The sequence below is a fragment of the Enterococcus pallens ATCC BAA-351 genome (assembly GCF_000407485.1).
GTDB classification, from domain to species: domain Bacteria; phylum Bacillota; class Bacilli; order Lactobacillales; family Enterococcaceae; genus Enterococcus_A; species Enterococcus_A pallens.
On sequence record NZ_ASWD01000006.1, the window covers coordinates 134,034 to 159,067 of the forward strand.

The window sequence follows — 25,034 nt, forward strand, 5'->3', positions numbered from 1 at the left end:
TCCCTTTACAAACAAGAACGTACGTTTGTATAATTACTTTGTAAGGATTAATGATTAAGGAGGATTAAGATGGTTCAAGTTTCATTGGACAAAGTAGGTGTTCTTTGCCGACAACGCGGAGAAAGTCTAGGCTCATTAGAACGAAAGTTAAATTTTAGTCCAGGCCAAATTAAACGATGGGGAATCGAAAATACAGATCCTACACTAGGCAATCTCGCAAAGCTTGCTGATGGATTAGGAGTAACAATAAACGATATTGGGATAGGTCAACGTAATAGCAGTAATAGTTTGGAAGAAAGGCAACTGTCTTTCTATCAAGAACTATACAAAACTTATCAGGCTTTTAAAGTACAAGAGTTAGAGAATCCATTGCAACTTGCGATTTCAAGTGTAGCTATTGGCAAGTATTTGGACTTAGATGAACATGAGGGCGTTATGATACCTGTTTGGAAACGTTTGTTAGATGTTGGTAAACGTGACCATGAGAGACAGTTGCTTAAAGAGGCAAAAAGATATGGTGCTCCACAAGCAAGACCAAAATACAAATAGTATTTCTTAGATTTTTTATTTTACAAACATGCTATTACTTAAAATTGTTGCTATATTAACGCTATAAAACAACTATGCTAAATTATCTAGACTAATAATTAATGAATATTGCGAAAAGCGACCTCAGTTAGAGCGTCGCTTTTTATATTACACTTTCATCGTAAACATAAGTAACGTTACCCTTGTGTGCAGCGATTCCCCTGAAAAATTTTTTATCTTCCTGCTTCAACCAAGTTTCTCTCCACAAAAAGAAATTATCTTTACTTACCTCTATTTCCTTAATTTCTCCTACTCTTAATTTAACGATTTGTTCTTCATAAGATTCCATTTTCTTCACCTCGACACCGATTATATCAGAATTCTTAAAAAAGTGTTCGCTTTACAACAGAGAACGTTTGTTCGTATAATATTAAAAAAAGATGAGGAGCGTTTCTATGAATGATAAATTAACTGTTAAAAAACTGATTGAAGATTTAGAACTATTAGATCACCTTGAAAAAGCGAAAACTAACAGGACTAGTCATATCTGCTTAGATGAACATCCGATTTTTGGAAAACAAGAAAAGATAGATATTGAGAATGAATTAAATGAAATGTATCCTGAATACACTTTTGAAATTATCCTTGTGATGAGCGGCTTCGGCCAAGACCTAAAAATTACAAACAAACAGGCAAAAGCTAAATATGACTCTATGGCAAAAACAAGAACCTATGGAGAGTTGCATGAACATCTGATTGAGAAATATGGTATCACAAAAGCTTCTTTTTTAAAGGAAAACCCGAATAAAAGGATTAATGATATTCAATTCAATGAAATTTTGGATTTTCAACTTAGTTTAGATAAGTTGGTCTCTTTTGCCTACGATAGAATGAATTCTTTAGGCAATGATGAAGAAATTAATTAGGACATTTTAGGAGTGCTCAAATGGAATCGAAAACAGGAATCGTCAGCAGAATTAAAATTCTCAAGATGTCAGAACGACCGCTAGTATATTTCAAAATAGATAGTATCAACTGCTTAATTGCCAGTCATTCTCTTAACTTTTTAGCTGACGTAGAGGATGGTATGAGAATTTCTGTGCTGGGTGAATATAATAGCAAGAAACAATTTGTAATTAGAAAATACGGTGTCATTGGAAAAACCAAAATAATGATGGAATTTGAATATCTTGAAATTCCCAAGCAGAATGTAATGAACTAGTATCAGGGGTGTCCATATGTTACAAATAAATAATGAATTAGACTTTGAGACCGGAAAAAAATTCTGTGAAGATTTTGAAAAGTACAATATTTTAAACGAAGGACTGTTGCCAGCTTTCTCCATAATTGAAGATATTATCTTTTTAATGGAGAGCCAAAAAATTGAATATTTCATATATCCTGCGATCAACAATTCATTCAATAAAGATATGCGTTTTAGTTTCAAAAAGGCTAATAAGAAATTCTTTTATCAAGGTTTTAGTTTTGTGAAATAGAAGTTGATAAATTGCGTATCTTCTTATTGAAAGGAGGATACGCAATGATCATAGTTCATGACGAATCACGCTGCACTATTTCACTATTCCACGAGGAAATTTGCGGAAGTATTTTTGAAGTAACTTACCTAACTGAACATGACGCAAAAGTGATGATTGACTTCTTGTTGCTCTTCGCTCAAATGTCTTTGTTGATCTAACTTAAGCCCCCACATAGTGAGGGCTATTTTTATTAAATTTTGTTCTCGTTCAACTTACGCTGCATCTCTTTGACGCAATCGGAAATCGGGCTGATCTCTCCATCTTGGATAGTACCCATTCTAGCTTGCAATGCTCTGCAGGTATCAGGTCCGAAGTTGCCATCAGCTGTAACCCCAAGCCTAATTTGAAGAGCGCGAATTACCGCGGACCCCCCGGAACCAAACTGCACTGAAGGAATGTTAGCATTCGCTCTATTCCGAATCTGTCCACTAATCACACCATCTCTGATACTACAAGCTAATACTTCCTGTAGCCGCCGCGTTGTAGCAGGCCCCCAGGAGCCATCAATAGCCAAGATACGTTGTTGTGTAACACTTTCGGTCGGTCCCGTTACTCCAGAACCTTTCAGTCTGTAGTAATAAACTGGCAGACCACTATAGTCACCCATCCATCCCTTTGCGGGCGTTACAGCAAAGTTTGCGTTCGCTTTTGAATATGTGCAATGGATAATACGGTCGTTATCGATAAAAATACCTGTGTGACCTGCAGAACCGCTTGATCCGCCCTTTTTGCCTGCGACAAATATATCACCTCGACGAACCTGCGATCGACTAATCGGAGTTAAAAGCGTGCCTTCTAAGCGATACAGGCTTTCCGTGTTGCCAATACCAGTTCCTTGCTTCAAGAAGCCTCCAGCAATCAAAGCAAAGAAAACTGCACTGGAACAGTCGTACGAATATGGACCCATACGAGCAGCCATAGAGTATCTGACTTTTCCTTGCTTACTGAACATAAAATCCATTACTCCATCTATGCTAGCCATAATGATTCCTCCTATCTCACATTGTTTTCATGGTCATCTTTTACAGGATACTTACGCAGCTCATTTAAATAATCATCTGCTTCAATAGCGTCCTTACTGAAACTATTGTTTTTCCACCATGCAATCAGAGTGGTGATCACTGTAGCTCCAAGTGAAGCAATTTGATAGATATCACTTTCTGCAATATCAATTGTTCCCTTGCCTGCGATAGCTAAAATTTGGTTTATAAGTGCTAAAGCTAAAATCACCGTTCTAGCAATAGTTTGGTTATTTACTCTCTGTTTCATTCTTACTTCCTCCCTTGATTTCTGAACAGTGTTTTTATTCTTTCTTCGTGTGCCGTCAATTTTTCATCATGATTGTCTAACTGTTTGTCATGGTCTTCTAACTGTTTGATAACTTCCTTGTGCTGATCATGAACCCATGTAGTCTCTTTATCAAAGGAATTTGATAAGCCGTTAATACTCTTTATTAGAGGATATATTGTTTTTTTTTCGAAATCAGCTAGTATATCTGATACGAATTTCTTCATTCTTTTCCCTAGATGTCGAATAATTAATCCTCCTAAAGTCAAAATCAGGCCTACTAAAATGGACCACTCAGCAATTGGATATCCTAGGAAATTCATACCTCACCAACTTCTACATAAAAATAGATCACCCTATTAAGAGTGATCCTCGAATGTTACTTTTTAATTTTACAGTTTCTTCCATTCTTCCTGAACCTTTTTTCGCCAAATCGCTGGAACCTTTGACTTGATATACTTTTCAGCTTCAACCTCTGTCAGTTCTTCTCGCTGTATGATCGTCAAGTAGTAGTTAACCATTACTCAGCCTCCTCGCTTTTATCTGCAGTCTCGTCAACTGGAACTTCTGTCTCCTCCACTGGAAGATCTGGTTCTTCCTCTTCAGGCAGTTCCTCCTCTGCAGGAAATACTTCTTCACACAGTTCTCCGACAATCATAGCCAATTCTTCAAAGCCCGCTTGTTGTGCCTCGTAAAGAGCGACAGGAACAACTTGTTCAACAATGTATTCACTGTTATTCCAGTCAAACCCTTTTATGATTAGGTTATCTGCTACTGGTGGAGCAACCTCAGTAAACGGGCGTACAATTACTTCATCATCTGGTGCAGCCCATTCTTTGATAACTGCATTTTCTACTCTATAAACTGTTTTCATCAGTTTCCTCCTTCTAGTTGCTCAATGCGGGCAATTGCTTGATTCAGCAACGCTGTCTGCTTGGCAATGCGGGCATCAATGATATCTGATAGTTTCAGGTTGATTGTGTATTCCAAACACGCATAATCAATGTAAAGAGCTGAGCTAACAACAGCCGTTGACTTATCAGGATAGACCAGTATATTCACAAATCCGTCTTTATCAATTGTTCTTATAGCATTCGCTTGATCAAGTGGATAAGTTATCTCTCTTATCTCGTTTGTCGCATTGAATGGTTTCTGAGTAGAATAAACTGTATCATCCAACCAATAAGCAGTGTTCAACTTATTACCAGCTGGTGTCACACCACGCCCCCAAACACTATACTTACACCCTGCAATAATTTTCTTCATCACTGCAATTTGACTAGCTAGATCAACAGCGCCATAGGCTTCAAATACACTAGTATAACGCCTTTTAAAGTCCTCAATAATATTCCATCTAATCAATGCAGCGGGAAACTGATCAGCTGTCCCTGCTGAAGAATAAGAAGATAACGTGTCATTATCCAATTTACTCACAGCGTTATAACGTGATTGCACTACTTCAGTTTTAAAAAGACTCGGCACTTGAAGATCATTAGCATATTGAACTCCTATCCAATGAGGTTTAACAACATGACTCCCTGAAACCTTCCCTTGAAAGTCCAAAGTGTTTGTTTGAGTAATGCCACTTCCCGCAAAATCCGCAATAGGGCTTTTTGCAGCTTCCGCAGCAATTTCTTCGACTACTGTTTTACCATTAATTTCAAGTTCAACTGTTAATGCAATGTCTCTGACTTCCACCCATGCAGGTATAATCCCGTCAGTTATTGCGCCAACATCAGGGTTCCCGTTTTTCCGAGAAGATACATATATTTTGTACCCTCCTTCAACAATCTGTCTCGGGTACGTACCAGTAAAAGTGACAGTTTTAGTTTGAAATTGAGTGGCATCAGGTGCTCCTGTCGATAACAACCATGTATTAGCATAGACTGTTTCTAAATGTAACAGATAATACCTCATTGAGTTAGCAGTATTCGTACTATTTAGCCCTCCCCCACGAGAAGAAGCAACTAACTTAACAGATTTTAAGATTGACAGATATTTATCAGTCTTTTCAGCGGAGTTAGTATTCTCAAACAGATGCGGATGCCGCTTTTCTAGTTCTGCAATAACAGGAAAATCAAACTGAAGTTCAGCCCCACGCCCAACCTGCAAAGTCTCAGCCCGTACATACTTCAATGGATCAGCAAGCGCAGCGTATTGATCAGAACTAAAAGGAACCATGCCTGCATTCTTAGTGAAATCACCTTCAATAAGCTTTAAATTGTAACCAACTAACTTATCTCTTGTCATTGCGCCACCATTCGAATCAACAGCTAGACGTACATAAGCAGTACCTGCAGGAATTGTCACAACTATTGGTCTGTATGAAGCACTAGAAGTATGAGTTGCGTCAGGAACTATCCATTTATCAGTTCTGTACATATGTGTCTTGTTGTCTTGGCTATCATAACAAGCTAGTACAATAAAGTTCGCTTTACCAGTTAAAATTGGTGAATACACGGAATATACTTTACTCGCCGTTACAGGAATTTTTACAGAACAAGCTCGGTTAGCATTAGCTTCTAAATCACTTTTGTAGCTCCACCCTTGAAAGTATCCAAGTGTAGCATTTTCTGCTGAGAAAAGATTTCTTGATTCAGATAATATTTTAGGGTTATGAGGAGTTAAACCTGAATTCTGCTGAGCGGGCTTCCAACCTTCAGCTAAAAGACTCACATCACCTTTAATTATCTGAGCATTCCTGTAGCGAAAAGTTGTCGATTCCTGTGGGTTCTTCATTGCTAATTTCATGTTTATTTCAGCGTCATTACTTTGAACTTTGTAACTTAATGTGATGGTCTTACTTTCACCCACATTTACATATGTCCCCGATTCCGGATACGTAGGCGCTGAAGAGTCATTCTTGATCACCGTTGCTTGACTAGTTAGATAAGTCACTGAATTCTCTAAAGAGTTATCAATCTCTATTGAAGAACTAATAGTATCGCCAACATTTATATCTTTACCGACAATGTATCTTTGAGCGAGATCATTATGATAATATCCGCCAAAAGTAAGAGTCCGCCATTCTGAACTTGAAGCTGCGCCTGTAAAAATATTCGGCTGCCCGTGTACAATGCCGTAGTCTTCGCTCGCAGGGCACCAAGGGGTAGCAGTATCACCTAATTCAATTTTGAAATTAGAGACAGTGATTGTTCCGTTCAGGTGATTAGTAGAGTTATTGGGTTGGGATTGCATGTACAAAGCTTGTATATTGTCGTCTGTCCTAATAGTAGTTGTCGTAGTCAGCTTCTTTTTACTACCAGCAGGTATATCCGCAACTTTGAACGAAAACAGCTGTTGCCACGTATTCTTGATAGCAATAATCACGCCTTCACCTGTCGCACCAGCGCTCTTTTCAACTTCTACCGAGACAGTAACTTTCTTCCCTAGAAGTTTGTCAGATAAAGTGTATAGGTTATTGTTTGTTGCCTGTTTACTACCATCACCCGTCAAAGTTTTAGATGTACCAGTACCAATTGCATAGTTAGCACCATACGGCAAATCCTTCACAAAAATGCTACCCGTCCCCTGCTCGCCGTCAGCTAGAAGCGTCTCACTGTAAAGTGTCGGCTTGGTTCCTGTGATGGTGTCAAGGACGTTTACACCATCTTGCTGCTGATTGAATGTTTCTGCTTTCCGATAGACATCATTCTCCTCAATTGCCTTGCTTACTTCTGTAACATCGGCTGCCAATTCTGATTGGACTTGTTGGATATCTTCAGTTCGTTGCTCTAAAGAAGTCGTGTCAGTCTTTAGAGTGGAAACTCTACTTTCTAGATTAGTTGTTTCAGTTTTCAAATCAGTCGAACGCTTCGCCAAGTCCGCAACGGTAACGTCTAATGTATCAACATTTTTCTTAGTGGTATCAAATGCTGTACTTACCGCTTTGCTCTTACTGTCTAATGCAGTAAGGTCTTTACTAAGTTGAGTTGCTTTTGTCTCCATAGCCGAAACATCTTTCTGCAATTGGGTCACTAAAGACTGAAGCTCTGCAAAATCAATTCCTAACTGTTTAGCAGTATCGCTAAGTTGTTGATACTGCGTTTCTTTAGTTTTGATAAAGTCGTCGAACGTTTTTGTCTTATCTGCCTTGAACTCATCCCACTCAGTGTTGAATTTACGAATGAGAGCGTTGAGAATTGAAATATATGACTGCGCTTCTTCCCATGTAACGTCCACGTCCTCTATAACACTGATAATGAAATTCTCGGTTGTTGCTCTTCGATCTGCCTTTTCAAAAGCAAAATACGCAGTTTGGTATTGATCCAGTACAGAAAAAACTTTATTTGAGAAAGTATATTTAAAAGTTCCCTCCTTCAAACTAACAATCTCAACATTGTCGGCATCCACGACAATCGTTCCGTCATGGGTAGTACCTTCAAAACGGATTGAGTATCCAGTCAGATCAAATTTTTTATCATTTTCTAAAGTTGACACAATAACGCCAGTTAAGAGGTTATCCCCTAACCGGCCAGTGATAACTTGATTCAGATTTTTAGAAGCAGCCTTGTCAATGTCTAAAGAGAAGCTTTGATAATTTACCTCTGCCATTAAAGCACCTCCATTTAATTGATTAATGAATCCTCAGTTTCTCTAACTAGCTTTGGGAAGTCATCAATATCTCTTCGGCATTCTTCTTTATTTTCGTTGTACAATTGACGATTATTGATTTGCTGAGAAATACTGGCTGGACCTTCATGGTCTTCGCTAACGGTTGCATTCATATAAATCACTCGTTCCTCACCGATCATTGATTCACCAGTAATAGACTTACTAATTTTTAACATCTATTTCACTCCATTTCTAAAAAATGAAAGACCTATTCTTCGGCCTCGTCTTGCATATTTTCTTCAAATTCATCCAAAAGCCGATCATAGATTTCAGCATCTTGGCCAGATAACTCTGACTCGTACTCATTAAGGATGCGCGGAATTTCTTTCAAGTTATCAGCAAACATACCTCCTTCAATTACTACAATATCGTTAGAGAGAATCTCTTGTTCTTTTTTAAACATCACAGCATCTCTAGGATTTCTTTTTTGTTCATCTAAAACATAACCATTTTCATCAAGAAGGTTGTATTCTTTCATTAGTGATTTTTCATCTGCCGAATACTCCTCGAATGCTTTTGCAATAAGTTTTACCAATTTTGATCGACTGCGGCTATCTCTCCCTATAAGTGACAAGTTCTGTAAAAAGTTAATCGCTGGTCCTAATTCAATGTTTTTTAGTCTTAACTCCATAAATATATCACCATTTCTACTAATTTTTATTTATGTTTCGCACATACTCCCATTCTCGAGGAGGCCCACTATAATCTGAAGTGCCCGTATATCCGATATTTTGCCGTTTGGTTGTTCCGCCAGAAGGTTTAGCATTTTCGACAGAACTTCCTCGCCCAGATCCAGTCCACTTTTCTTTATATAGTTCCTGAGATCGTATAACAACCAGTTCAATTTGAAAAATGTTATATTGCATACTTGTTCCAACATATGGAAAGTACTCCCAAACATAGGTAACCATGAATATTCCACGTTTAGTAAATTTCATCTGAGTTCGGTAGTTATCTTTATCCCAAGTTGATTCCACAACTGTTTCCATCTCAGGTACTTTAAATAAAGGTGAAATAATCGTCCCACCCTCAATTGTTGCGGAACTGATATTTACTGATTTTATACTTCCTGCTGTTATAGTTCCAATGTTTGATGAGATTGCAGATAAACTTGTAACATTGATTTTATCCGCATTTATAGATTTTGAAGCAATCCTGTTAGCACTAAGATAACCAGTTGAGATATTCGAGGCATTCAAATTGATCACATTAATAAAAGCAGCATTCAACGTAGAACCAACTGTTAGTCTATCAGCATCCAAACTAGCTATAGCCGCACTCTTGATCGCAGCATTCTCAATATACGTTTGTCCTGTAATTCTGATTTTATTACCAGAGATTAGGATAGACTCTGGACTGATATTGATCTGATTGATCACATCACCTTTCTTTACTGCCAGATTAATGTCTTCCTTAAGGATATTGATCGAGGATTTATTCCCTTCGACATCTTGAACTACAGAAGAAATTTGATTGGTCAATACTGTAATTTGTGATTTATCAGCCTTATCAGCAACAGTGAGCTGCAGCGTATCAACCTTTTGACTCAAATTAGAAAACTGTATAGTATCCACTTTACCCAAGACATCCTCCTGTAGGACGGCAACCGTGCTGTTCAACCCATCGTAGCTACTTTCCAAAGTGCCGAGTTTAGTTGTATTTCCTTCAACTTTGGAGCTTAACGCAGAAAACTTACCCGCAATTGTAGAGATTTCAGTCTCTACTACAGATACTTTTCCAGTGAGTGTGTCAACAGTAGATTGACTAGCTTTTAACGCTATGCTTTTTTCATTCTGAGTCAGCCTAGTTTCGTGAGTGTCAACTCTCCCACTAATAGTATTAACCTCTTGATGACTAGCTTTTGTGGCTATCTCTGTCGTGTTCTGACTGATCTGAGTACCCTGAGTATCTACTAATCCCTTTAATTTATCGAATGTGGTTTGTTCTATTTTTGTTGAAAGTGAACCATCAAGACGGCTAATTTCAGTTGTTAATTTGCTGTCAACACCCTCAATATTATCTAGTGCTTGATTTGCGTTACTCACTGCTGTATCAGCAGTTGACTGAGCTTCCCGAGCATTCTCCACGGCTTGTTCGCCAACTTTTTTTGCATCCGCAGCTGCTTGTGCTGAATTATCAGCCCTAGCTACAGCATCCTCAGCAATTGACCTTGCATTATTTGCATCTGTAATAGCTTTCTCAGCTTCTTTTTGAGCATTGTCGATTAGAGTCAAGAGTTCTTTGCTAGGCTCAGTAGATACCTTTAAATCCCATCTTAGAACACCGCTTGCATCTTCTTCATAGATCCACATTTCTGTATATGGGCCATTAGGTTTAAACCATATATCTCCTTCACGTGGATCAGTAGGAGTAGCTGATCCATGAAAAATTCTATTAACTCCATTAGCAGCGATCTGATCTTCTAGAAATTGGATAACTTGATTGATACTCCCACGGTACTTGTAGATAGAAGATGACCCGGAAGTCGTTTGAGCTGAGGACTTCATCTTTAGCCCACCATTGAAATCAAAGGACTGTAGCAACTGAGGTACATGAAAACGTCGGCCTTCAGTATCAACTATGGTAATCCAATCGCCAGCTTCTAGTTGAGGGTTGCCTCTCCATTCCATTTCAAAAGGAATGAAACTGATAGAGCTTATTTGTCTCCAAATCTCGTCTAATAAAGATTGAGTCATTACTGGATTATCAAGTTCCACAATATTACCGACCGTAGCGCCAGCAATCAGAATCTTTTCCTCAGTGTTATCCTTCTGTCTTAACTTAACCTGAATACCATCTGTGCTATAAGGTTTCTCTTTCACTTCTAATCCTTTAAGCAAATAGTCAGAATCTGAAATTTCATAATTAGTAGTTAATAGATTTCTGATTTCGAATTTCCCATCACGATTAAAATGAGCAAAGCCAGAATGGAACTGCGCGATATACCCAATAGCTTCCCGGCAAGTAGCCCCTTCAATTTTACCGATTCTTTGATTAGATAATCGGGAAAAATTAGCTTCATCTACTTCAATGCCTGCTTGATTACATATCTCTAAAGCAACTTTTCGAATCTCGGCAGGATATCCGAGCTTAGAAATATATGGTTTCTCCATATACAGAAATCCATCGGACAACTCGACAGTCGTTTCTAAACTATTTCGATTCCTGTAAAAGTCTTCAACATAATATTTGCCCATAGAAACGTATTGAATAGGAGTTTCAGGTTCTTCCCAGTGATCAACCTCAATACCGAGATATACTCTCACCTCTTGATCGTGATCGATTGATTCAATGATGCTGTCAAATACAATTTTCACTGAGTTACTATAAGTGGAACCAATCAAAAAAGACGACCCGGACAAAATGCCCAAGTCGCCGCTCATTGTTTTAATTCTATCTTCAGGGTACTTAACTCCATCAATTTCAACTTTTGCATGTATCCTTCGGGTGTCAGATCGCATTGCTGCTGTGAATTCTTTCGTTGTTTTTAGCATGCGTTCACCTACTTTTCAATGAAATTGACCTTTAGGCCATTCCATTCTTGCTTTGCAAAATCACGATGCCAAGAAAATGCAGGAGCTGTCCTATCCCCAGCATAGAAAGTTCTCGTTTCCATGATCCCCGATCGTGCATCCGGGTAAGTACACTGGAAAAATGTTTGAGAGATTGGATCAAGGATTGAAGATATCTGCCCATTGCTTAGTGGTCCCCACTCAAGTTCCAGCTTTCTTTTCTCTGTGATTTTATCTCGCGCCATTTCTCCGCTTGCTGTACGAGTTGATTCTCCATCGACGTCCATCAAATCCCACTGAAAGGACTTCGGAGCGGTGACAGTCACTCCGTTTAATTGTAAATAACTCATTCACTCACTCCTCTAATAAATTAACTCGATTCTTCCAGTTTTCTTATGATACTTGTTGATCCCTTTTACAGCCACTTCACCAAGTCGTGTGCTATCGACTTGAAGAATAACTTCCAGTGAAGTGTCTTCAGTATTGTTACCGGTATTAGTAACACCTAACACGCCGACTAACTGCATAATTGCTTCAGTGACTTTGTTACCGATTGTGGCAGCCATTTGATTACCTAACTCTGGTAGGTCATTTCCTCTAAAGCTTGTCAGCGATCCGCTTCTACTGCTTCCGCCAATGCTTGAAGAAGTTGTTGGTTCGGCTGATCGGAACACTTCAGGCATAGTTAGCTCTGGAATACCATCCATACCCATAAAATCAAACGAATCATTGATTAACTCTAACGCTCGTGCAGGGTTAGTCAGAGGTAGGATCATTTCAGGTTTATCACCTTCGGCACCCTCAAAAAATCCATGTTTCGTGATCAAGCCTCCGTTTTCGAAACCTGTGAATCGATTGATCATCTCAACGACCATATTAGTCACAGCACTTTTAGCTGATTTTAAAAATCCATTAGCGATTGAATACATTGGATTATCCATTACTGATAAATTAACAAATTTCGACATTGCTTCATTGACTAATGTAGATGGCTTAGAGATAACTCCCCATATTCCTCCTAAGTCTTCTTTATCAAATCCTCCACTGAAGAACTTTTTAAATGTGCTAAATATCCCGCCAGCATATTCTGGAACCGCGTTTCCAGGTAAAACTTGAGTCCCCCGCGGCAGATCAACAAGCATATTTTTCCTCCTAGGGAACATACCTAGCTCGCCAGTTGGTAGCCTAAACATCTCTTGCCAACGAGATCCGGAACCATCATTTACTAAAGCCAAACCTCCCGGATGGTAATTCGTGCCTTTTGCATAATTAGGCACTTCCCATTTATTTATACTCCAACCTGAATTTACAGCTCCCAAAACCCAATTAATTGCCCCTATTACATTATTTACTGCGTGGGCGATTGGACGTGCAATTGTATTGGCAATACTTTTAATCGTATTGCCTATTGCATCAATCCCATTTCGGAGTCCTGAAGCGATTTTCCCTGGTAATTCTGAAGCCCAATTTCCAATTTTGCCGAATACATCTGATGCAACATCCTTAACAGATTGTAATCTATTCGAAACACCATCTTTCAGAGAAGTGAATGCTTCGACAGCCCTAGATCGAGCATTGTTGGCCCCGTTTCTTACAGCTTCAGCTGTACTAGACATCTTGGTGGAAGCAGCAGATTTAATCTCTTCAAACTTTGTAGACGTATTGTTTTTCAACTCAGTCCATTTTCCAGACGCCCAGTCTTTCGCATTACCTGCCTTATCCCTAGCAGTGCTTGCGATTTGTTCGAACTTCTCTTTAGTGACTTCATACATTTTCTTGTTTACTTCTACAAAAGTGTCCTTCATCGATGTAAATTTTTCAGAAGCCCAATCTTTGACATTACCTGCTTTTTCACTAACAGTATTGGCAATCTCACTGAACTTTTCACTTGTAGTCTGAGCAATAGAAGAAGCAGTTTCAGAGACGGTTGTTTTCATACCGTCCCATTTCTCACCAACCCAGTCTTTTGCTTGTCCGGCCTTTTCGCTTACTGAGTTTGCAATGTTAGAGAACGTTTCAGTGATTCCGTTCCACAAGTTTGTAACTGTTTCGACAACAGCTTCTTTCATTTCATTCCACTTCTCGGATACCGCTGTCTTGATATTCTCCCAAGTCTCCGATGTAAAAGTTTTAAGTTGTTCCCATTTTTCTCCTATCCATGACACTAACTCGCTTGCCTTTTCTTTAATAGTGTCCCAATTCTTATAAAGTAGAACACCAATTGCTATAACTGCAGCGATCGCAACTGTCAATGGTCCCCCAAGAAAACTAACCAAAGAACCAATAGCTGTAGCAACTGTCCCAAGTAATTTCCCGATACTTGTTATTCCAGACAAGAGTTTAAAAACAGAGCCGAGAACGCTAACTACACCAGACAAAATACTAATACCTTTAAGCACTCCAGCAAAGGTTCCTATAAGTAATACAAAATTGGAAAACCCTTCGCTGTGCTCTGATATCCATTTACCCAAGGCAGAAAGAACTTTTCCTATTTTTTCTAGGACTGATACGATAACCCCGCCGGTCCATTTCGCGATTGGTTGTAGAAAATTATCCCATAACCATTTGAAAGCTGGTTTCAAACCCTCAATCACACCATTTAGTAAATCAATAGCGCCGGCTAATAATTTTAAGAATGCAGGAATCAGTTCCTGTATCGTGTAAGAAGCTAGCGGTAATAGTACATTCTTGTAAAACCATTCAAGTCCTGCGCCGATATTTTTAGTGAGGGGTTCAATAGATTTTAGTAAATTATCGATCGATTGCAATAGCGGAGTAAAATCGAGTGTTTTAGCCCACTCTGCCGTGGCTCTAGTGATATTGTTAATATTGCCAAGAACACCTTCAATGATTCGCAGAATCGTTTTGAAGATAGACTCTCCAACAGCCCCTTGTGTCCAAGCTTCCGTAAATCTATTAGCCAAATTAGCAACAGTGTTATTGATGTTCGTAAAGATTTCTAGCAGGTGAGCAGCAATCCGCTGACCTAGCCCATCATCATTCCAAGCATTCCGGAAAGCTACCGCGATCTCGTGCAACAATTCCAAGACAGCATTGAACATATCGAATATGGATTGAATGAGAGCTGTTCCGCGACCGCCGTCTTCCCAGGCTCTCCTAAAGGCTCCAGCAATATCACCTATGATACTGAGAACATCAGCAAGTAGTATCAGCAGGTTCTCAACAAACCTCTGTCCTGTACCATTAGTCCAAACTTCCATGAAGGAACGGCCAATAGCTTGAATTAATCCGATAACCTCACGTAAAGCATACTTCCATGCATCAATGACTTTCTGGCCTTGAGCATCCCAAGCCGCCTTAATCGGGTCGAATAGTTTTGACATGATTTCTTTGAACTTGTTAGCAAAGTTTTCTAGCCAAGCAGGCGTTTGCGGCTCAGCACCTGACCAATCGAGACCTCCAGGAGTTGATGGCTCTTCTAATGAATCATCACTGTCATCATCCGTATCGAACTTAAGAGTGTTAATTTCATCAAATCCCATTAAGACTTGTTGAAGCTTTTTGACTTTCTCCTTCGTTTTATCAGAAGCCTTGCCAGTATCTTTTAATGCATCCATATTGGCTTGAAGACCTTCAGCGCCTTGTTTGGCCGCAGCATACGTAGTGCCAAACATAGTAGCGATAAAGCTTGCAATGTAGCCAGTAACCTTTGCAATACCGGCCATTAGTGTGTTGATAGCTGGCATTACAGCAGTGTAAATCGGATAGAAGGCTGTAAGTAAGTTAACCTTGATCTGATTTAAAGAACTAGCAAACTGGTCATTTGTCTTCATTGCTGACCAAAGACCGCCAGCAAGTTTCATGATTCCCTGATACAAGAATGAAAAGATGAATAACTGGGACCAAAGCATTTTCATCGTACGACCAAATCCGCCTATTGAACTCGACATACGATTCGCCCCGCTAGAAACTTGATTCGATTGCCTACTGAATATCGACCCCATTCGACCTACACCATTCTTGAATGAGTTTCCCGCGCTAGTGAAGACTCCTTTTAGCCGGGAGAATATCCCCTGAGTGTTCTTGCTCAAGCCTGCAAGATTCCGCATCCCATTTGTGGCCATAGCCGACTTAGTTCCTGTTTCGCCAAGCTCTGTGTTCAATCCGGATAAGGCGCCTTTCAGCATCCCTGCTCTATCATCCATTGTTCCTAGTTGTTGCATGAGTCGATCGTTTTCATCAATGAGCTTTTGCATCTTGACTTCCAGCTTGGCGATCTCTCCTGACGTCTTGGCTGAAGACTTAGTATCTTCATAGCCCTTAGTCTGCCAACCACTTTTGCCGAAGCTTCCTTTTTCAATCTGTTGCTGCTTCATTAAGTCGTTTAATGATTTGACCTTCTGTCGCATACGTTCAATTTGAGCCTCATTCTGTTGCATTTGAGTCTCTCCGCGTTTAATCGATTGAGGAATAGCATCATATTCAGCTTTCAGTTTTCGCACAATAGCCTGCGCATCACTTTGTGCTCGATTCATCTGAATTTGCGCATTAGCTATTTTCTCATCATATTTACTAACTGCTTTCCCATCACCGCTTATTGCAGCTCCTCTTCGGTCACCAGATAGGTTAGAAATCTTTTTCTGAGCTGCACGAGCTTGCTGCATTTTCAGATTAACTTTATCAACTGCTGTCTGAACGTCTTGCGACATTTTCACAGTCCCCTTATTCATACCTTTCACAAGGGCAACTCCAGTTTTCTTACCTGAATCTTCCGCAGACCGCTCCATGCGTGAAAGATTCTTCTCCATGATCGCAGTCATTTTCTCGACGTTCTTATTGAACTTTTCCATGCCAGCAGTGGAGGATAGATCTTTTTCAACCGCGCCAGTTCCCTTACCAGTTATTGAGGACAATTTGTTCATCGTGTTTTCCATCTTAGAAAGAAATGGAGCCATCTTCTCCTCGATCCGTTCAATATTCGCATCGAAAATTATTTCAAGAGTTTCTAATTCCATCGCCTATCCTCCCTCCCGCTTCCTAGCATTAGTTCTTTTAATAGCAGCAGCAACTTGCATCATGTCAGCTTTCTGTTTAAGCCACTTGCGTTCCTCTGCTGATAACTCCGATTGTGGTTTCTCACTACCATCCAATGATTCATTAACTTGATCATTTTCTAATCCATAAAATTCATCAAGCTTCGGCATCTTTTTAGGATCGTTGAAAGAGTATGCATTTAGTTGAGCGAGCTTGTAGTCCATTATTGCTTTGTCTCGCATATCTCGCTCACGGACCTTCTTATTCGCTTGTACCTGCACCATGATCTCCTCAAAGGTCATTGCCCAATACTCTGTTGCAGGTATGCCGCTTTCTACTGCAAGAGGATACATATCACGCAGCAGCTCGCTCATTGTTTCGTATTTTTTTACAGAAGATTGTCCTCTTCCGCCGTTGTCTCCTGATCCAGATAAATCTCGCTGTCTTCCTTCTCTACTTCTTTCTCCGTACTGCCGAAAAAACCAGTTTCAGCCAGAAACTCTTGAATCTGCTCGAATAAGTCCATAGTTGTCTTGCCCGACTCTAAATATTTTTCGAAAGCAGAAATCAACATCTTGTCAGTGACACCGCTCTTTTTATTTGCACCTTGCAGAATAATCAATAAGGAGTTAGTCGGTGGTAGTTTGAATTCCCCTTGTTTCTTAATGAATAAACCCATAATGCTTTCATCTAATCGTTTTTCAATAGTTAGGATAGATTTCCCATCCATCCGCAACTGTAAAGTTAAATCTCCAAATTGAAATTCTGTTGTAGTAGGTAATTGTGTAACATTGCTTTTTGCCATTTATAATTCCTCCTATTTCTAATGCATAATTAAAAAAAAGAAAGACCGAGTCTCCTCAGCCTTTCAGATTGATCTTTAAGCAGATGGTACAAAATCCGGGCCATCAGAAACGACGATCGAAAGTGTGAAGGCCAGAGCTCCATTGACTTCCGCACCGCCCATTTTAATTGTTAGTTGACCTTTGAAGGTAAACTTGGAGCCGTCAGGAAAAGCCAACTCCCAATCGGCGGTCGTATCATTTGATTGCAACGCCTCTAACGCACCGAAAACGGCAGAATCATACAGTACGGTAAATTCTAACGTATCAACATCTTGTAACCCCGAAATGTAACGCTTCTTACTATCAGATAAGTCAGTGACTTCGACTTGCTCAGGATCTCCGCCGAGCTCGGGTGTAGTTTGAAGTCCCTTAACATCGGTATAAGTAGCACCACCGCCAGATTTATAACCTAACTTGGTTCCTTTCGACAACAACCCACGCTCACCAGCAAACAGCTGCAAATCCATAGAGAATAATTTAATATCCTTCATTTGTATAATCCCTCATTTCTAATGTGTGACCAACAGTGTCTTATTATTGACAGTGCCGGTAAATTTCAATTGCACGCGAAAAAGACCAGTGACATTGTTATCACCAGCCTCTTCGTTTTTAAATCCTAATTTGTTCATTCGCTTTATTACTTCCTCAGCTAAGTTAGTAACAGGGTTACGATTATCATAAACATCAATGCTAACAGTCCATTTAGTAAAGGTTTCTTCCATCGACAAATCTTGATTAGCCGCTTTAGCTTTCGTTGAGTAAATTGCACAAGGAAACTCTTTCCATTCAGCAGGAATGGTTGAGCGTATTTTTTTTAAGCCCTCTATTTCCTTCAACACAGTTACTATCTCCGGTTTAATGTTGTACCTAGTTGCCAAGCTCCCTCAGCCCCTTTCGTACATGGTCCCGATAAATTCCCGGTATATCTTCTATGATCTCTTTCACTGAAGGATAAAGCCACGGACGCGCAGGTTGACCGCTCGTCATATAGAACTCTTGCTCTTGAATCTTGATCTTAGGAATTCCATAAACAGCTTGAAGATCGACAGCAACCAGATTAACCGGGATAAACCATTTTTCTTGCGAGTAAACTGGATTGACTCCTGGCGGCAAATCTTTTTTCGATGCTTCGCCGACAGGCCCGGTTCCGAACTCTCTAAAAATTGCTTGGGCTTTATCAGACCATACTCGGCCAACAATATTACCAGAACCATCCACAACGACTTCATGTTTTGTAGACCCTGCTAATTCACCAGAGCTATGTTTGGTTGACGACTGGATTTTGCTGACTCCTCTTGCATCAACCTCTTCGACAATATCGAATGTGGCATCCCAAACGGCATTGGACATAATTTGCGGTGTTACCTTGATCTTTCTCTTAAGACTATCCCAGCCTTTTATCTCAACTCCCATAGTTACCCCAGCCTTTCTAAAGTAATATTAAGGTGCTGAGAAAAAGACTGGATAGCAAGTATCTTGTAGTCAGGATCTGCATCTTTAGAAACGTTAACGCAAATCCCGTCGCCTTCGTTTTCACCTTCGATGAGCTGATCACCCTGGTACTTACAAGCTTTCATGTATGGCAGCCGCTCGCCGTATATTTCTGCAGCGACTTTCCCCCCAGCTGACTGGATGTTCATCCTAAGCTCAATAGATTCTTCAGAGTAAGTAGTGATAGAGTTACCTTCCTCATCAGTTGTATTGATTCGCTTTCTGAGATAGCAGGTTTGTAAATCTTGCTCCCTTAATCGCATAAAAAGACCGCCTTTCTATTTTTTAGAATCGGCGGCCAGTTCTTCTAGGGCTTCTGATTTAGTTTGAATCTTCTCAATGCATGCAGCGCCAGAGTTGTTATCAGCACTTGCTAACTGCTTGATACGATCTGCAGTAGGCTTCGGTTTCAAATCTTTGTGTGGATACTCTTGCCCTTTTTTATAGACACGCCCGTCATCTTCTGCATCGGCAAATGTACGGATTACTTTATAAGCCATTTGATCACTTCCTTAACTTAATTTCTTTATTTTTGCTACGCGGTAACGGTTAAGCTTTGCCTGGATCTTTTTAGGAACTCCAACCTCAAAGGACTGAGAAACGCCGCCTTCAGTACGAGAGATTTCGCCTTCATTGCCTTCTGTGTTCATTCGAAAATGGTAAAGGTCCTTAATTGCTGAAGACATATGCCCAGTGACGACCTCTCGATTGCAGTAATCGAGAGCGTCCATCAGAGCATCTTTCAAATCATCAGCCAAGACAGTTAGTTTAATTTCATCTGTGATAGAAAACTTTCTAGCGAGTTCCTCTTTGAGCTGATCCAAGCATTTTTGGTTAGCTTCATTCATTTGATCACTCCTATTCAGGTAGACCGATCTTTTCTTTTGCTAAAGCCAGCAACTCAGGTTTTTTGGCTTTCGGATCATAGGAGACCTCCTCTTTGTCGAGAAATTCCCTTAACTCCTCAACTTTGAACGAATCAATATCCCTCAAGTCACCTGTGGGTTCTTCATCCGGTTCAGCAATCACCGGCTCTTCTGATTGCTCAGCAGCTGCGGCGGCTACCTTCTCAATAAATGCTACTCTGCCATTAGCTTTAGCATCAGCTAAATACTCAGCCCGTTCTTGATCGACTTCAACTTCATCGGAAAAAGGGTAATCATCATTTTTCTTGTAATGATGATTACCCTCGATAAATTCAGATAATACTTTGTACATTCGAACGTCCTCCTACGGTTGAGCTACTGCATCAAGAATAAATACTTTTTCCATATTCTCGAATGTCGGCAACGAAAGCATAGAGACTTTCGTTTCGACTGTGACAGGGTCTTCTTCAGTCATTGTAGTGATCGCCACGCCAGTGTCAACGATAGATACATTTGATTTCCCACTGGTCATCAAGTCGGATTCTTCCGGAGTCGTAGCGAAAGCAGTAGTCCCTAAAGCAGTACCTGGTAACAAAGCAAACTTATCATCAGAAATAAATTTGGTTGCTACACCCGCTTCGTTTTCGTACATCTTATCATAAAGAACAATGTCGATCCCCAACTCATTGCGGAAGTATTCAACTACCTTTTGACGACCTAGAATAATGTCGCCACCGCCGAAAATAGAGATAGTCTTGTTCAACTTGCGGTTGGCTACAATTTTATTCAAGGTTGTAAGGTTAGTAACAGCCCGTGTTGGTGTTTCGCCAGTGTCCAATTGAATTTTCTCGATACCTTTTTGAATGTCATAGAAAGGATCTGAGGTATCAGCATCGGACCAAGAAACCTTGGCGTTGCCCATGTGGTCTGGATTGAACTCATAATCCAACTCATACTTTTGACCGTTACCAGACAGTTCAGCTTTACCAGTCATTAGCAATTGCATACGGGCTACTTCACGAGTTACAGCAGCTCCATAAACTAAGTCAGTAATATCGTCAAAAATCTTTTTCAAGATTGTGTCAATCATCAACTGGTTACCTGAAGCCATGACCATGTTTAATTGTTGACGTAAGTTTTCGTCGATATATTTCGACTCTTTGAAGAAACCAAGGGTGGTCAGAACTTGGTCGAACTCTTTACGTCCGCGTGCAATTGCACGAGCACCGAATGCTGAAGGTTTCAACATCTTAGGAGCACCCGTTTCACCTTTTAACCATTTGATTTCGGTTCCTAATTGCTTATCGGCTGGGAAAAGTTCTTCTCCAAGAAATGGAGGCAACGTTTGTTGCTTTTCTGTCCAGTACGCAGCTACTTCTGGTGCTGTAACCATAGAATAAATTGATTGCTCAGCAAAAAGCTGAAGATTCATTGGTAATTTCATTTTCATTTGATTATCCTCCTACGCGTTTCGTTTAACAAAAGTGACTTTGTTTTCTAAAGCAGTTTTAGCTGCAGCATTGACTGTTAAGGCAGAATCCAATCGGTTCTCGTTAACGAAACCAAAAACTAAAACTGTTCCGTTCTGAGTTCCTGCAGTCACATCAATTTCATAAAGTAAAACCCCTTGAGTGTTCGCCGCATCGCCATCTGCATTGGTCACCACTAGTTCTGCCATTTCATCTTCTAAGAAGCTTGCAGTTCCTCCGACAGGCGTACCTGCAGGAATGATCTTCCGCCCATTAGAATCAGCTGTCACACCGTCTGCTTTGATTTGTGCACCGAACGCTTGATATAAAGTTGCATTAGCTAAAATCTGTTTGGTATTTTTACCTTTTGTTACTACTGTGCCCATTTTGGCCATAGTCTGTTCCTCCTAATTTTTAAAGAATTTACTTTCTTGCTTTTGTTGGCTTTGTTTCCCTAAACGAGAACCAATAGAACCTGCTTCTGGAGCGCCACCAGACCCACCACCAAACACTGGTGGTTGTGCTGAATTGGCTAAACGATCTTTTACGCCTTCCTCGACAGCAGCTCGAAATGCTTTTTCAATACTGTCAACTGACTTCTTGCATGCATCAGCATCAGTAAGAACAACCGCGTCGATTAACTCTTTGGGAAGGTTACGCTCAGTCAATTCCTCAAAAGCTTCTAGTCGGAGTTCGCGACGGGTGATATCAGCTAAGCGTTCTGCTTCTGCTTCTTGCCGTTTCTTTTCTTCCATCTGCGCGCGTTCTTCAGCTGTCATTTGAGCCAAGCGAGCAGCTTCGCTTTTAGCGGCTTCGAGTGCTTCCTCTTGCTCGGCTTTCCATTTGGCCTGTGCTGTCTCTAACGACTTTGCTAGGCGTTTATCCACAAAGGAGTCTAATTCCGACTGACTGGCAAAAGAGATAGGTTCAGCACACACTGGTGGAGTACCTCCAAGATTTCCGGCACCACCTGGTTCACCTGATCCACCATCACCACCACCTTCTCCAGCAAACATCTGCAGGTTAAGTTCTAACAATTTTTGTTCACATTTCTTTGCAATAAATTCTTTCATGGTTTATTATCTCCTTCTCCCATGCACGTATAAAATTGGCATAACAAAAAGCACCCCATCCACGCTTTAACCCAGACACAGTGCCGCAAAATCTGCTATTCATTTTAAACCCACATACGATTTGTTGCTCACTTAATTTGTAGAGCCCCAAGTAGCGGATGGGCTATTTCGATCTTTTCTTTTTATTCTTGAAAGCCTGTCCTTCAACAGCGACAGTAATGGTCACTTTGTCATTGAGTTGATCCGGCACACTTATTTCTTTCAACGCCTTGATGATTGCTTCTTCTGTAGTTGCCGCAGTGACAAAAGTAAAATCATGCCACCTTCCCCACACTTGCTTCAACGTCACCTTGAATACATACACATGAAATCTCCTCCTCCACAACAAAAAACGCCTAACCAATTTATAGTCAGACGTTTACTTTATATCTAATATTGGAACCCAAGTATAATTGGGGTGAATATTCTCCCAAGGCTTTTCCTGTGTTCTTTTTTCTTTTGAAACGATCGGTATACTAGCCTTTTCTTTTTTTAAATCGTCCCATACAACCAGAGCTACACGATTCGGAGTGGTCCTTAGATATTGAAACCCAAAATAATCTACATCTTTTACATCATTTCCTTTTAATACCATCAATGCATATTTTTTAAGATCCATTCTTTTCCCCTCCTCTGTACTCCTTTAGCCATTCTTGAGCAGCTGGTCTCCTTCTTTCTCATAAATCATGTTAACCGACTGCAAAACCGAAATCCGCTACTGGTCCTTCTTCAATAATTTTCGATACTAATTTACCGAAACCAAAGTGTATTATTCCAAATTCATCAGTACACTCTTTTGATTGGAAATCTTTTAGTATTGTTTTTGGTTTTTTTTCGTTGGAGAAATCAATTTTCAATATTCCCCAATTGTTATCTGGAGCCTGATTAGAATAATCAAGAGTAGCAAAATAATACTCATAAACAGAGCCTTCATTCGCCTTCAGTTTAAATATTCCGTTCATCTTTCATCAACTCCATAGTATATTTATCAATAGCCGCTTTATAATCATAAATTTCAGTAGTTCTCTTATGAGCTTCTGTATAATCCAATTTTTCATTCTGCATTAACATACTTTCATACATTTCATGCTCAAGCATAAGCAAATCATGCGGTTTGATGCTTTTGCCTTCTCTAAGCCTTTGCCAACTGAGGCTCATATCAAAATCAGGATCGAATGATTTTCGGCCAGCATACAATTCATACTCATTTTCAAACATATGCTCATAAACATTTCTAATAGCCTTTTTACTAAAATTAGTATTCTTAGCAATGGTAGCTATTTCTATTTCCTTATCCCTTTTCTTTACCTGAGAATAATACTGTTCCGCGTGTAAATTCCTTTTTATTTCAAAAGGATCGTTCGCATCAGTTAATGCCCCAGACTGCTTCCTTAAATTCTTACGGACTATAGCCCATTCGTTAGGTCTATTATACTTCAAATCTTGAAAAGCTTCCACAGAGTTAGGCGTTGCGTCAGCTCCGTAATCTTTTCGATATCTTTTTAATAGCTGAGTATCTTTTTTTAGATTGAGTATTCTCTTTTTTTGTTTCTCTATCTCGTCATCGGAGTATTTCTCCTTAAGTTTGTTCATCCAGTCATTGTAGGTTTCACGCTGCTGGATAGTCATTGTTTTTCCGCTAATCGGGTCGTTTGCTGTGCGTTTCCCACGCAAGGAGCGCTTGCCAAGGAATGCAACGGCAATTGTGCGGCACCATGGATGAAACGGCGGATACGTGCCCTCAGCGCCATTTACGACTGCATCGGCAACAAGATATATCTTGCCATCTTTAGTCTGGCATATCTTTGAAGTTCGCAAATCCAAGACAGCAACAAGAATGTACTTCTCTACGCCCCTGTCACGCCACGCTTTGAGCTTTGCTTGGTTAGCCATGTAATTGGCCTCGGTGCGAATTAAACGCTGTGCAACGCCGATGGAGCGGTCAAATTCCTTAGCGATTGTCTTGGCCATCTCAAATTCGGACATGCCCGTCATAGACTCGACAGTAAATAGTTCTTCAAGACGTTTTGCTAAAGTCTCAGTATCTTTCCAGATCCGCTTAGAATAGTTTGACCCGTGCCAATGAGAATCTAAGATATTCTTAGTGTACTTAGTCGAAAGCTCTTTGAACTCGTAATTAGTGTCGCGGTAATTTTTATCGTTCCATACTTCTATCGGAACACCACGTTCTTTTGCCTGCTTAAAGTTCTCAATTTTAGAGTCGTACTTCTGACCATCCCAAACGTTGATGATTGAATCAGATTTTGCTTGCTCAATCTGCTGCACAACCGCTTCTACAGTCGCTTCTCTGTATGAGTCATGAATGACATCAATATAAAACTCGGTCGATTTATCCAGCTGCACGTTAGCTATTTGTTTAGAAACTAAAAAAGACTTGGCTTTTAAGTCTTCGGCACGGGTTATTCTATCTTTAAATGCTAAGGCAGTGAGTCGCTTCTTGGCTGATTCTTGTAAATCAGGATCTGTAATATCGGCTGCCAACTTTCGCAGTTCTACTAGTTCATCGACGGGGACAAACTCATTTAGGACTCGCTTAGTTTCCTCAGCGTCCATTCCTGTGCGTTGTTTCGTTCGATCAAATAGTTTCCTAGCTTTCCGAGTTAAGTAAGCCTGTGCCTGGCGGTAAGCTTGAATAACTTTCTGCTCGACTTGCTGAGCAGCATCATTGATCTTTTTTTCTTGTTTGATACCTCGGTTGATCCAGTAGGAGTTCTCCTCGGGCTGTTTCTCTTTCAAATTCAAACTCCTCCTAACTT

At 40.1% G+C, this 25,034-nt stretch carries 32 protein-coding genes and 1 pseudogene; 5 read left to right on the top strand and 28 right to left on the bottom strand.

Going from position 1 to position 25,034, the window contains the following annotated elements; genetic code table 11:
* Nucleotides 1-69 precede the first annotated feature (69 nt).
* A complete protein-coding gene (locus I588_RS22210) occupies nucleotides 70-549 on the top strand; it encodes a helix-turn-helix domain-containing protein (protein WP_010756783.1) in 480 nt (159 codons plus the stop codon).
* A 142-nt stretch (nucleotides 550-691) separates the two neighbouring features.
* On the opposite strand, the gene I588_RS22215 is transcribed toward I588_RS22210, so the two are convergent.
* Nucleotides 692-877, bottom strand: a complete 186-nt coding sequence (locus I588_RS22215) for a hypothetical protein (protein ID WP_010756782.1) — start codon at nucleotides 875-877, stop codon at nucleotides 692-694.
* A 106-nt stretch (nucleotides 878-983) separates the two neighbouring features.
* On the opposite strand from I588_RS22215, the gene I588_RS26570 reads away from it, so the two are divergent.
* From I588_RS26570 to I588_RS27410, 4 genes are read left to right on the top strand one after another with little or no spacing between them, the layout of a single operon-like run.
* Nucleotides 984-1,454, top strand: a complete 471-nt coding sequence (locus I588_RS26570; protein WP_010756781.1) for a hypothetical protein — start codon at nucleotides 984-986, stop codon at nucleotides 1,452-1,454.
* Between the two features lie 20 nt (nucleotides 1,455-1,474).
* Nucleotides 1,475-1,750, top strand: coding sequence for a hypothetical protein (locus tag I588_RS22225; protein WP_010756780.1), 276 nt, complete (start codon nucleotides 1,475-1,477; stop codon nucleotides 1,748-1,750).
* Nucleotides 1,751-1,766: 16 nt separating this feature from the next.
* Nucleotides 1,767-2,024 carry a DUF5960 family protein gene (locus I588_RS22230; RefSeq protein ID WP_010756779.1) on the top strand — a complete coding sequence of 86 codons (258 nt, stop codon included), beginning with the start codon at nucleotides 1,767-1,769 and terminating at the stop codon, nucleotides 2,022-2,024.
* Nucleotides 2,025-2,068: 44 nt separating this feature from the next.
* Entirely contained in the window at nucleotides 2,069-2,224 is a 156-nt protein-coding gene (locus I588_RS27410) for a hypothetical protein (RefSeq protein WP_010756778.1), read from the top strand.
* Nucleotides 2,225-2,256: 32 nt separating this feature from the next.
* On the opposite strand, the gene I588_RS22235 is transcribed toward I588_RS27410, so the two are convergent.
* From I588_RS22235 to I588_RS22360, 27 genes and pseudogenes are all read right to left on the bottom strand, one after another.
* The gene (locus I588_RS22235) at nucleotides 2,257-3,048 is read right to left on the bottom strand and encodes a C40 family peptidase (RefSeq protein ID WP_010756777.1); all 792 of its coding nucleotides are present in this window, start codon (nucleotides 3,046-3,048) and stop codon (nucleotides 2,257-2,259) included.
* A gap of 11 nt (nucleotides 3,049-3,059) precedes the next feature.
* Entirely contained in the window at nucleotides 3,060-3,335 is a 276-nt protein-coding gene (locus I588_RS22240) for a phage holin (protein WP_010756776.1), read from the bottom strand.
* Nucleotides 3,336-3,337: 2 nt separating this feature from the next.
* Nucleotides 3,338-3,676 (bottom strand): hypothetical protein, encoded by a 339-nt coding sequence (locus I588_RS22245; RefSeq protein ID WP_010756775.1) that lies wholly within the window; start codon nucleotides 3,674-3,676, stop codon nucleotides 3,338-3,340.
* 69 nt (nucleotides 3,677-3,745) lie between these two features.
* Nucleotides 3,746-3,874, bottom strand: a complete 129-nt coding sequence (locus I588_RS28100) for a hypothetical protein (RefSeq protein WP_010756774.1) — start codon at nucleotides 3,872-3,874, stop codon at nucleotides 3,746-3,748.
* Nucleotides 3,874-4,227, bottom strand: a complete 354-nt coding sequence (locus I588_RS22250) for a hypothetical protein (protein ID WP_010756773.1) — start codon at nucleotides 4,225-4,227, stop codon at nucleotides 3,874-3,876. Before I588_RS22250 ends, I588_RS28100 begins: the two co-directional genes overlap by 1 nt.
* Complete coding sequence (locus I588_RS22255; RefSeq protein WP_010756772.1) at nucleotides 4,227-7,907, bottom strand: BppU family phage baseplate upper protein; 3,681 nt, start codon at nucleotides 7,905-7,907, stop codon at nucleotides 4,227-4,229. The genes I588_RS22250 and I588_RS22255 overlap by 1 nt, the downstream gene beginning before the upstream one ends.
* 14 nt (nucleotides 7,908-7,921) lie before the next feature.
* Entirely contained in the window at nucleotides 7,922-8,143 is a 222-nt protein-coding gene (locus I588_RS22260; RefSeq protein WP_010756771.1) for a hypothetical protein, read from the bottom strand.
* 32 nt (nucleotides 8,144-8,175) lie between these two features.
* Entirely contained in the window at nucleotides 8,176-8,598 is a 423-nt protein-coding gene (locus tag I588_RS22265) for a DUF1617 family protein (RefSeq protein ID WP_010756770.1), read from the bottom strand.
* A gap of 19 nt (nucleotides 8,599-8,617) precedes the next feature.
* A complete protein-coding gene (locus I588_RS26575; protein WP_010756769.1) occupies nucleotides 8,618-11,461 on the bottom strand; it encodes a hypothetical protein in 2,844 nt (947 codons plus the stop codon).
* Between the two features lie 8 nt (nucleotides 11,462-11,469).
* Nucleotides 11,470-11,829 (bottom strand): DUF6711 family protein, encoded by a 360-nt coding sequence (locus I588_RS22275; RefSeq protein WP_010756768.1) that lies wholly within the window; start codon nucleotides 11,827-11,829, stop codon nucleotides 11,470-11,472.
* A gap of 12 nt (nucleotides 11,830-11,841) precedes the next feature.
* A complete protein-coding gene (locus tag I588_RS22280) occupies nucleotides 11,842-16,455 on the bottom strand; it encodes a hypothetical protein (protein WP_010756767.1) in 4,614 nt (1,537 codons plus the stop codon).
* 3 nt (nucleotides 16,456-16,458) lie between these two features.
* Entirely contained in the window at nucleotides 16,459-16,827 is a 369-nt protein-coding gene (locus tag I588_RS22285) for a hypothetical protein (protein WP_010756766.1), read from the bottom strand.
* 35 nt (nucleotides 16,828-16,862) lie between these two features.
* Nucleotides 16,863-17,279 carry a DUF6096 family protein gene (locus I588_RS22290; RefSeq protein WP_010756765.1) on the bottom strand — a complete coding sequence of 139 codons (417 nt, stop codon included), beginning with the start codon at nucleotides 17,277-17,279 and terminating at the stop codon, nucleotides 16,863-16,865.
* Between the two features lie 75 nt (nucleotides 17,280-17,354).
* Nucleotides 17,355-17,810 carry a phage tail tube protein gene (locus tag I588_RS22295; RefSeq protein ID WP_010756764.1) on the bottom strand — a complete coding sequence of 152 codons (456 nt, stop codon included), beginning with the start codon at nucleotides 17,808-17,810 and terminating at the stop codon, nucleotides 17,355-17,357.
* A gap of 18 nt (nucleotides 17,811-17,828) precedes the next feature.
* Nucleotides 17,829-18,197, bottom strand: a complete 369-nt coding sequence (locus I588_RS22300) for a hypothetical protein (RefSeq protein WP_034693088.1) — start codon at nucleotides 18,195-18,197, stop codon at nucleotides 17,829-17,831.
* On the bottom strand, nucleotides 18,187-18,732 hold the full coding sequence (locus I588_RS22305; RefSeq protein ID WP_010756762.1) for a hypothetical protein: 546 nt from the start codon (nucleotides 18,730-18,732) through the stop codon (nucleotides 18,187-18,189). Before I588_RS22305 ends, I588_RS22300 begins: the two co-directional genes overlap by 11 nt.
* A gap of 2 nt (nucleotides 18,733-18,734) precedes the next feature.
* Nucleotides 18,735-19,073 (bottom strand): hypothetical protein, encoded by a 339-nt coding sequence (locus tag I588_RS22310; RefSeq protein WP_010756761.1) that lies wholly within the window; start codon nucleotides 19,071-19,073, stop codon nucleotides 18,735-18,737.
* A gap of 15 nt (nucleotides 19,074-19,088) precedes the next feature.
* Nucleotides 19,089-19,310, bottom strand: a complete 222-nt coding sequence (locus I588_RS22315; RefSeq protein ID WP_010756760.1) for a hypothetical protein — start codon at nucleotides 19,308-19,310, stop codon at nucleotides 19,089-19,091.
* 12 nt (nucleotides 19,311-19,322) lie between these two features.
* Nucleotides 19,323-19,658 (bottom strand): phage head-tail connector protein, encoded by a 336-nt coding sequence (locus tag I588_RS22320; protein ID WP_010756759.1) that lies wholly within the window; start codon nucleotides 19,656-19,658, stop codon nucleotides 19,323-19,325.
* A gap of 10 nt (nucleotides 19,659-19,668) precedes the next feature.
* On the bottom strand, nucleotides 19,669-20,028 hold the full coding sequence (locus I588_RS22325) for a hypothetical protein (RefSeq protein WP_010756758.1): 360 nt from the start codon (nucleotides 20,026-20,028) through the stop codon (nucleotides 19,669-19,671).
* A gap of 12 nt (nucleotides 20,029-20,040) precedes the next feature.
* A complete protein-coding gene (locus I588_RS22330) occupies nucleotides 20,041-21,126 on the bottom strand; it encodes a major capsid protein (protein WP_010756757.1) in 1,086 nt (361 codons plus the stop codon).
* A 12-nt stretch (nucleotides 21,127-21,138) separates the two neighbouring features.
* A complete protein-coding gene (locus tag I588_RS22335; RefSeq protein ID WP_010756756.1) occupies nucleotides 21,139-21,540 on the bottom strand; it encodes a hypothetical protein in 402 nt (133 codons plus the stop codon).
* 12 nt (nucleotides 21,541-21,552) lie between these two features.
* Entirely contained in the window at nucleotides 21,553-22,218 is a 666-nt protein-coding gene (locus tag I588_RS22340; protein ID WP_010756755.1) for a DUF4355 domain-containing protein, read from the bottom strand.
* A 163-nt stretch (nucleotides 22,219-22,381) separates the two neighbouring features.
* On the bottom strand, nucleotides 22,382-22,582 hold the full coding sequence (locus I588_RS22345) for a hypothetical protein (RefSeq protein WP_010756754.1): 201 nt from the start codon (nucleotides 22,580-22,582) through the stop codon (nucleotides 22,382-22,384).
* A gap of 54 nt (nucleotides 22,583-22,636) precedes the next feature.
* Nucleotides 22,637-22,876, bottom strand: coding sequence for a hypothetical protein (locus tag I588_RS22350; RefSeq protein ID WP_010756753.1), 240 nt, complete (start codon nucleotides 22,874-22,876; stop codon nucleotides 22,637-22,639).
* 70 nt (nucleotides 22,877-22,946) lie between these two features.
* Nucleotides 22,947-23,219 carry a hypothetical protein gene (locus tag I588_RS22355; protein WP_010756752.1) on the bottom strand — a complete coding sequence of 91 codons (273 nt, stop codon included), beginning with the start codon at nucleotides 23,217-23,219 and terminating at the stop codon, nucleotides 22,947-22,949.
* A gap of 562 nt (nucleotides 23,220-23,781) precedes the next feature.
* Nucleotides 23,782-25,014: pseudogene (locus I588_RS22360) on the bottom strand (minor capsid protein); the annotation flags it as partial.
* Between the last annotated feature and the right edge of the window lie 20 nt (nucleotides 25,015-25,034).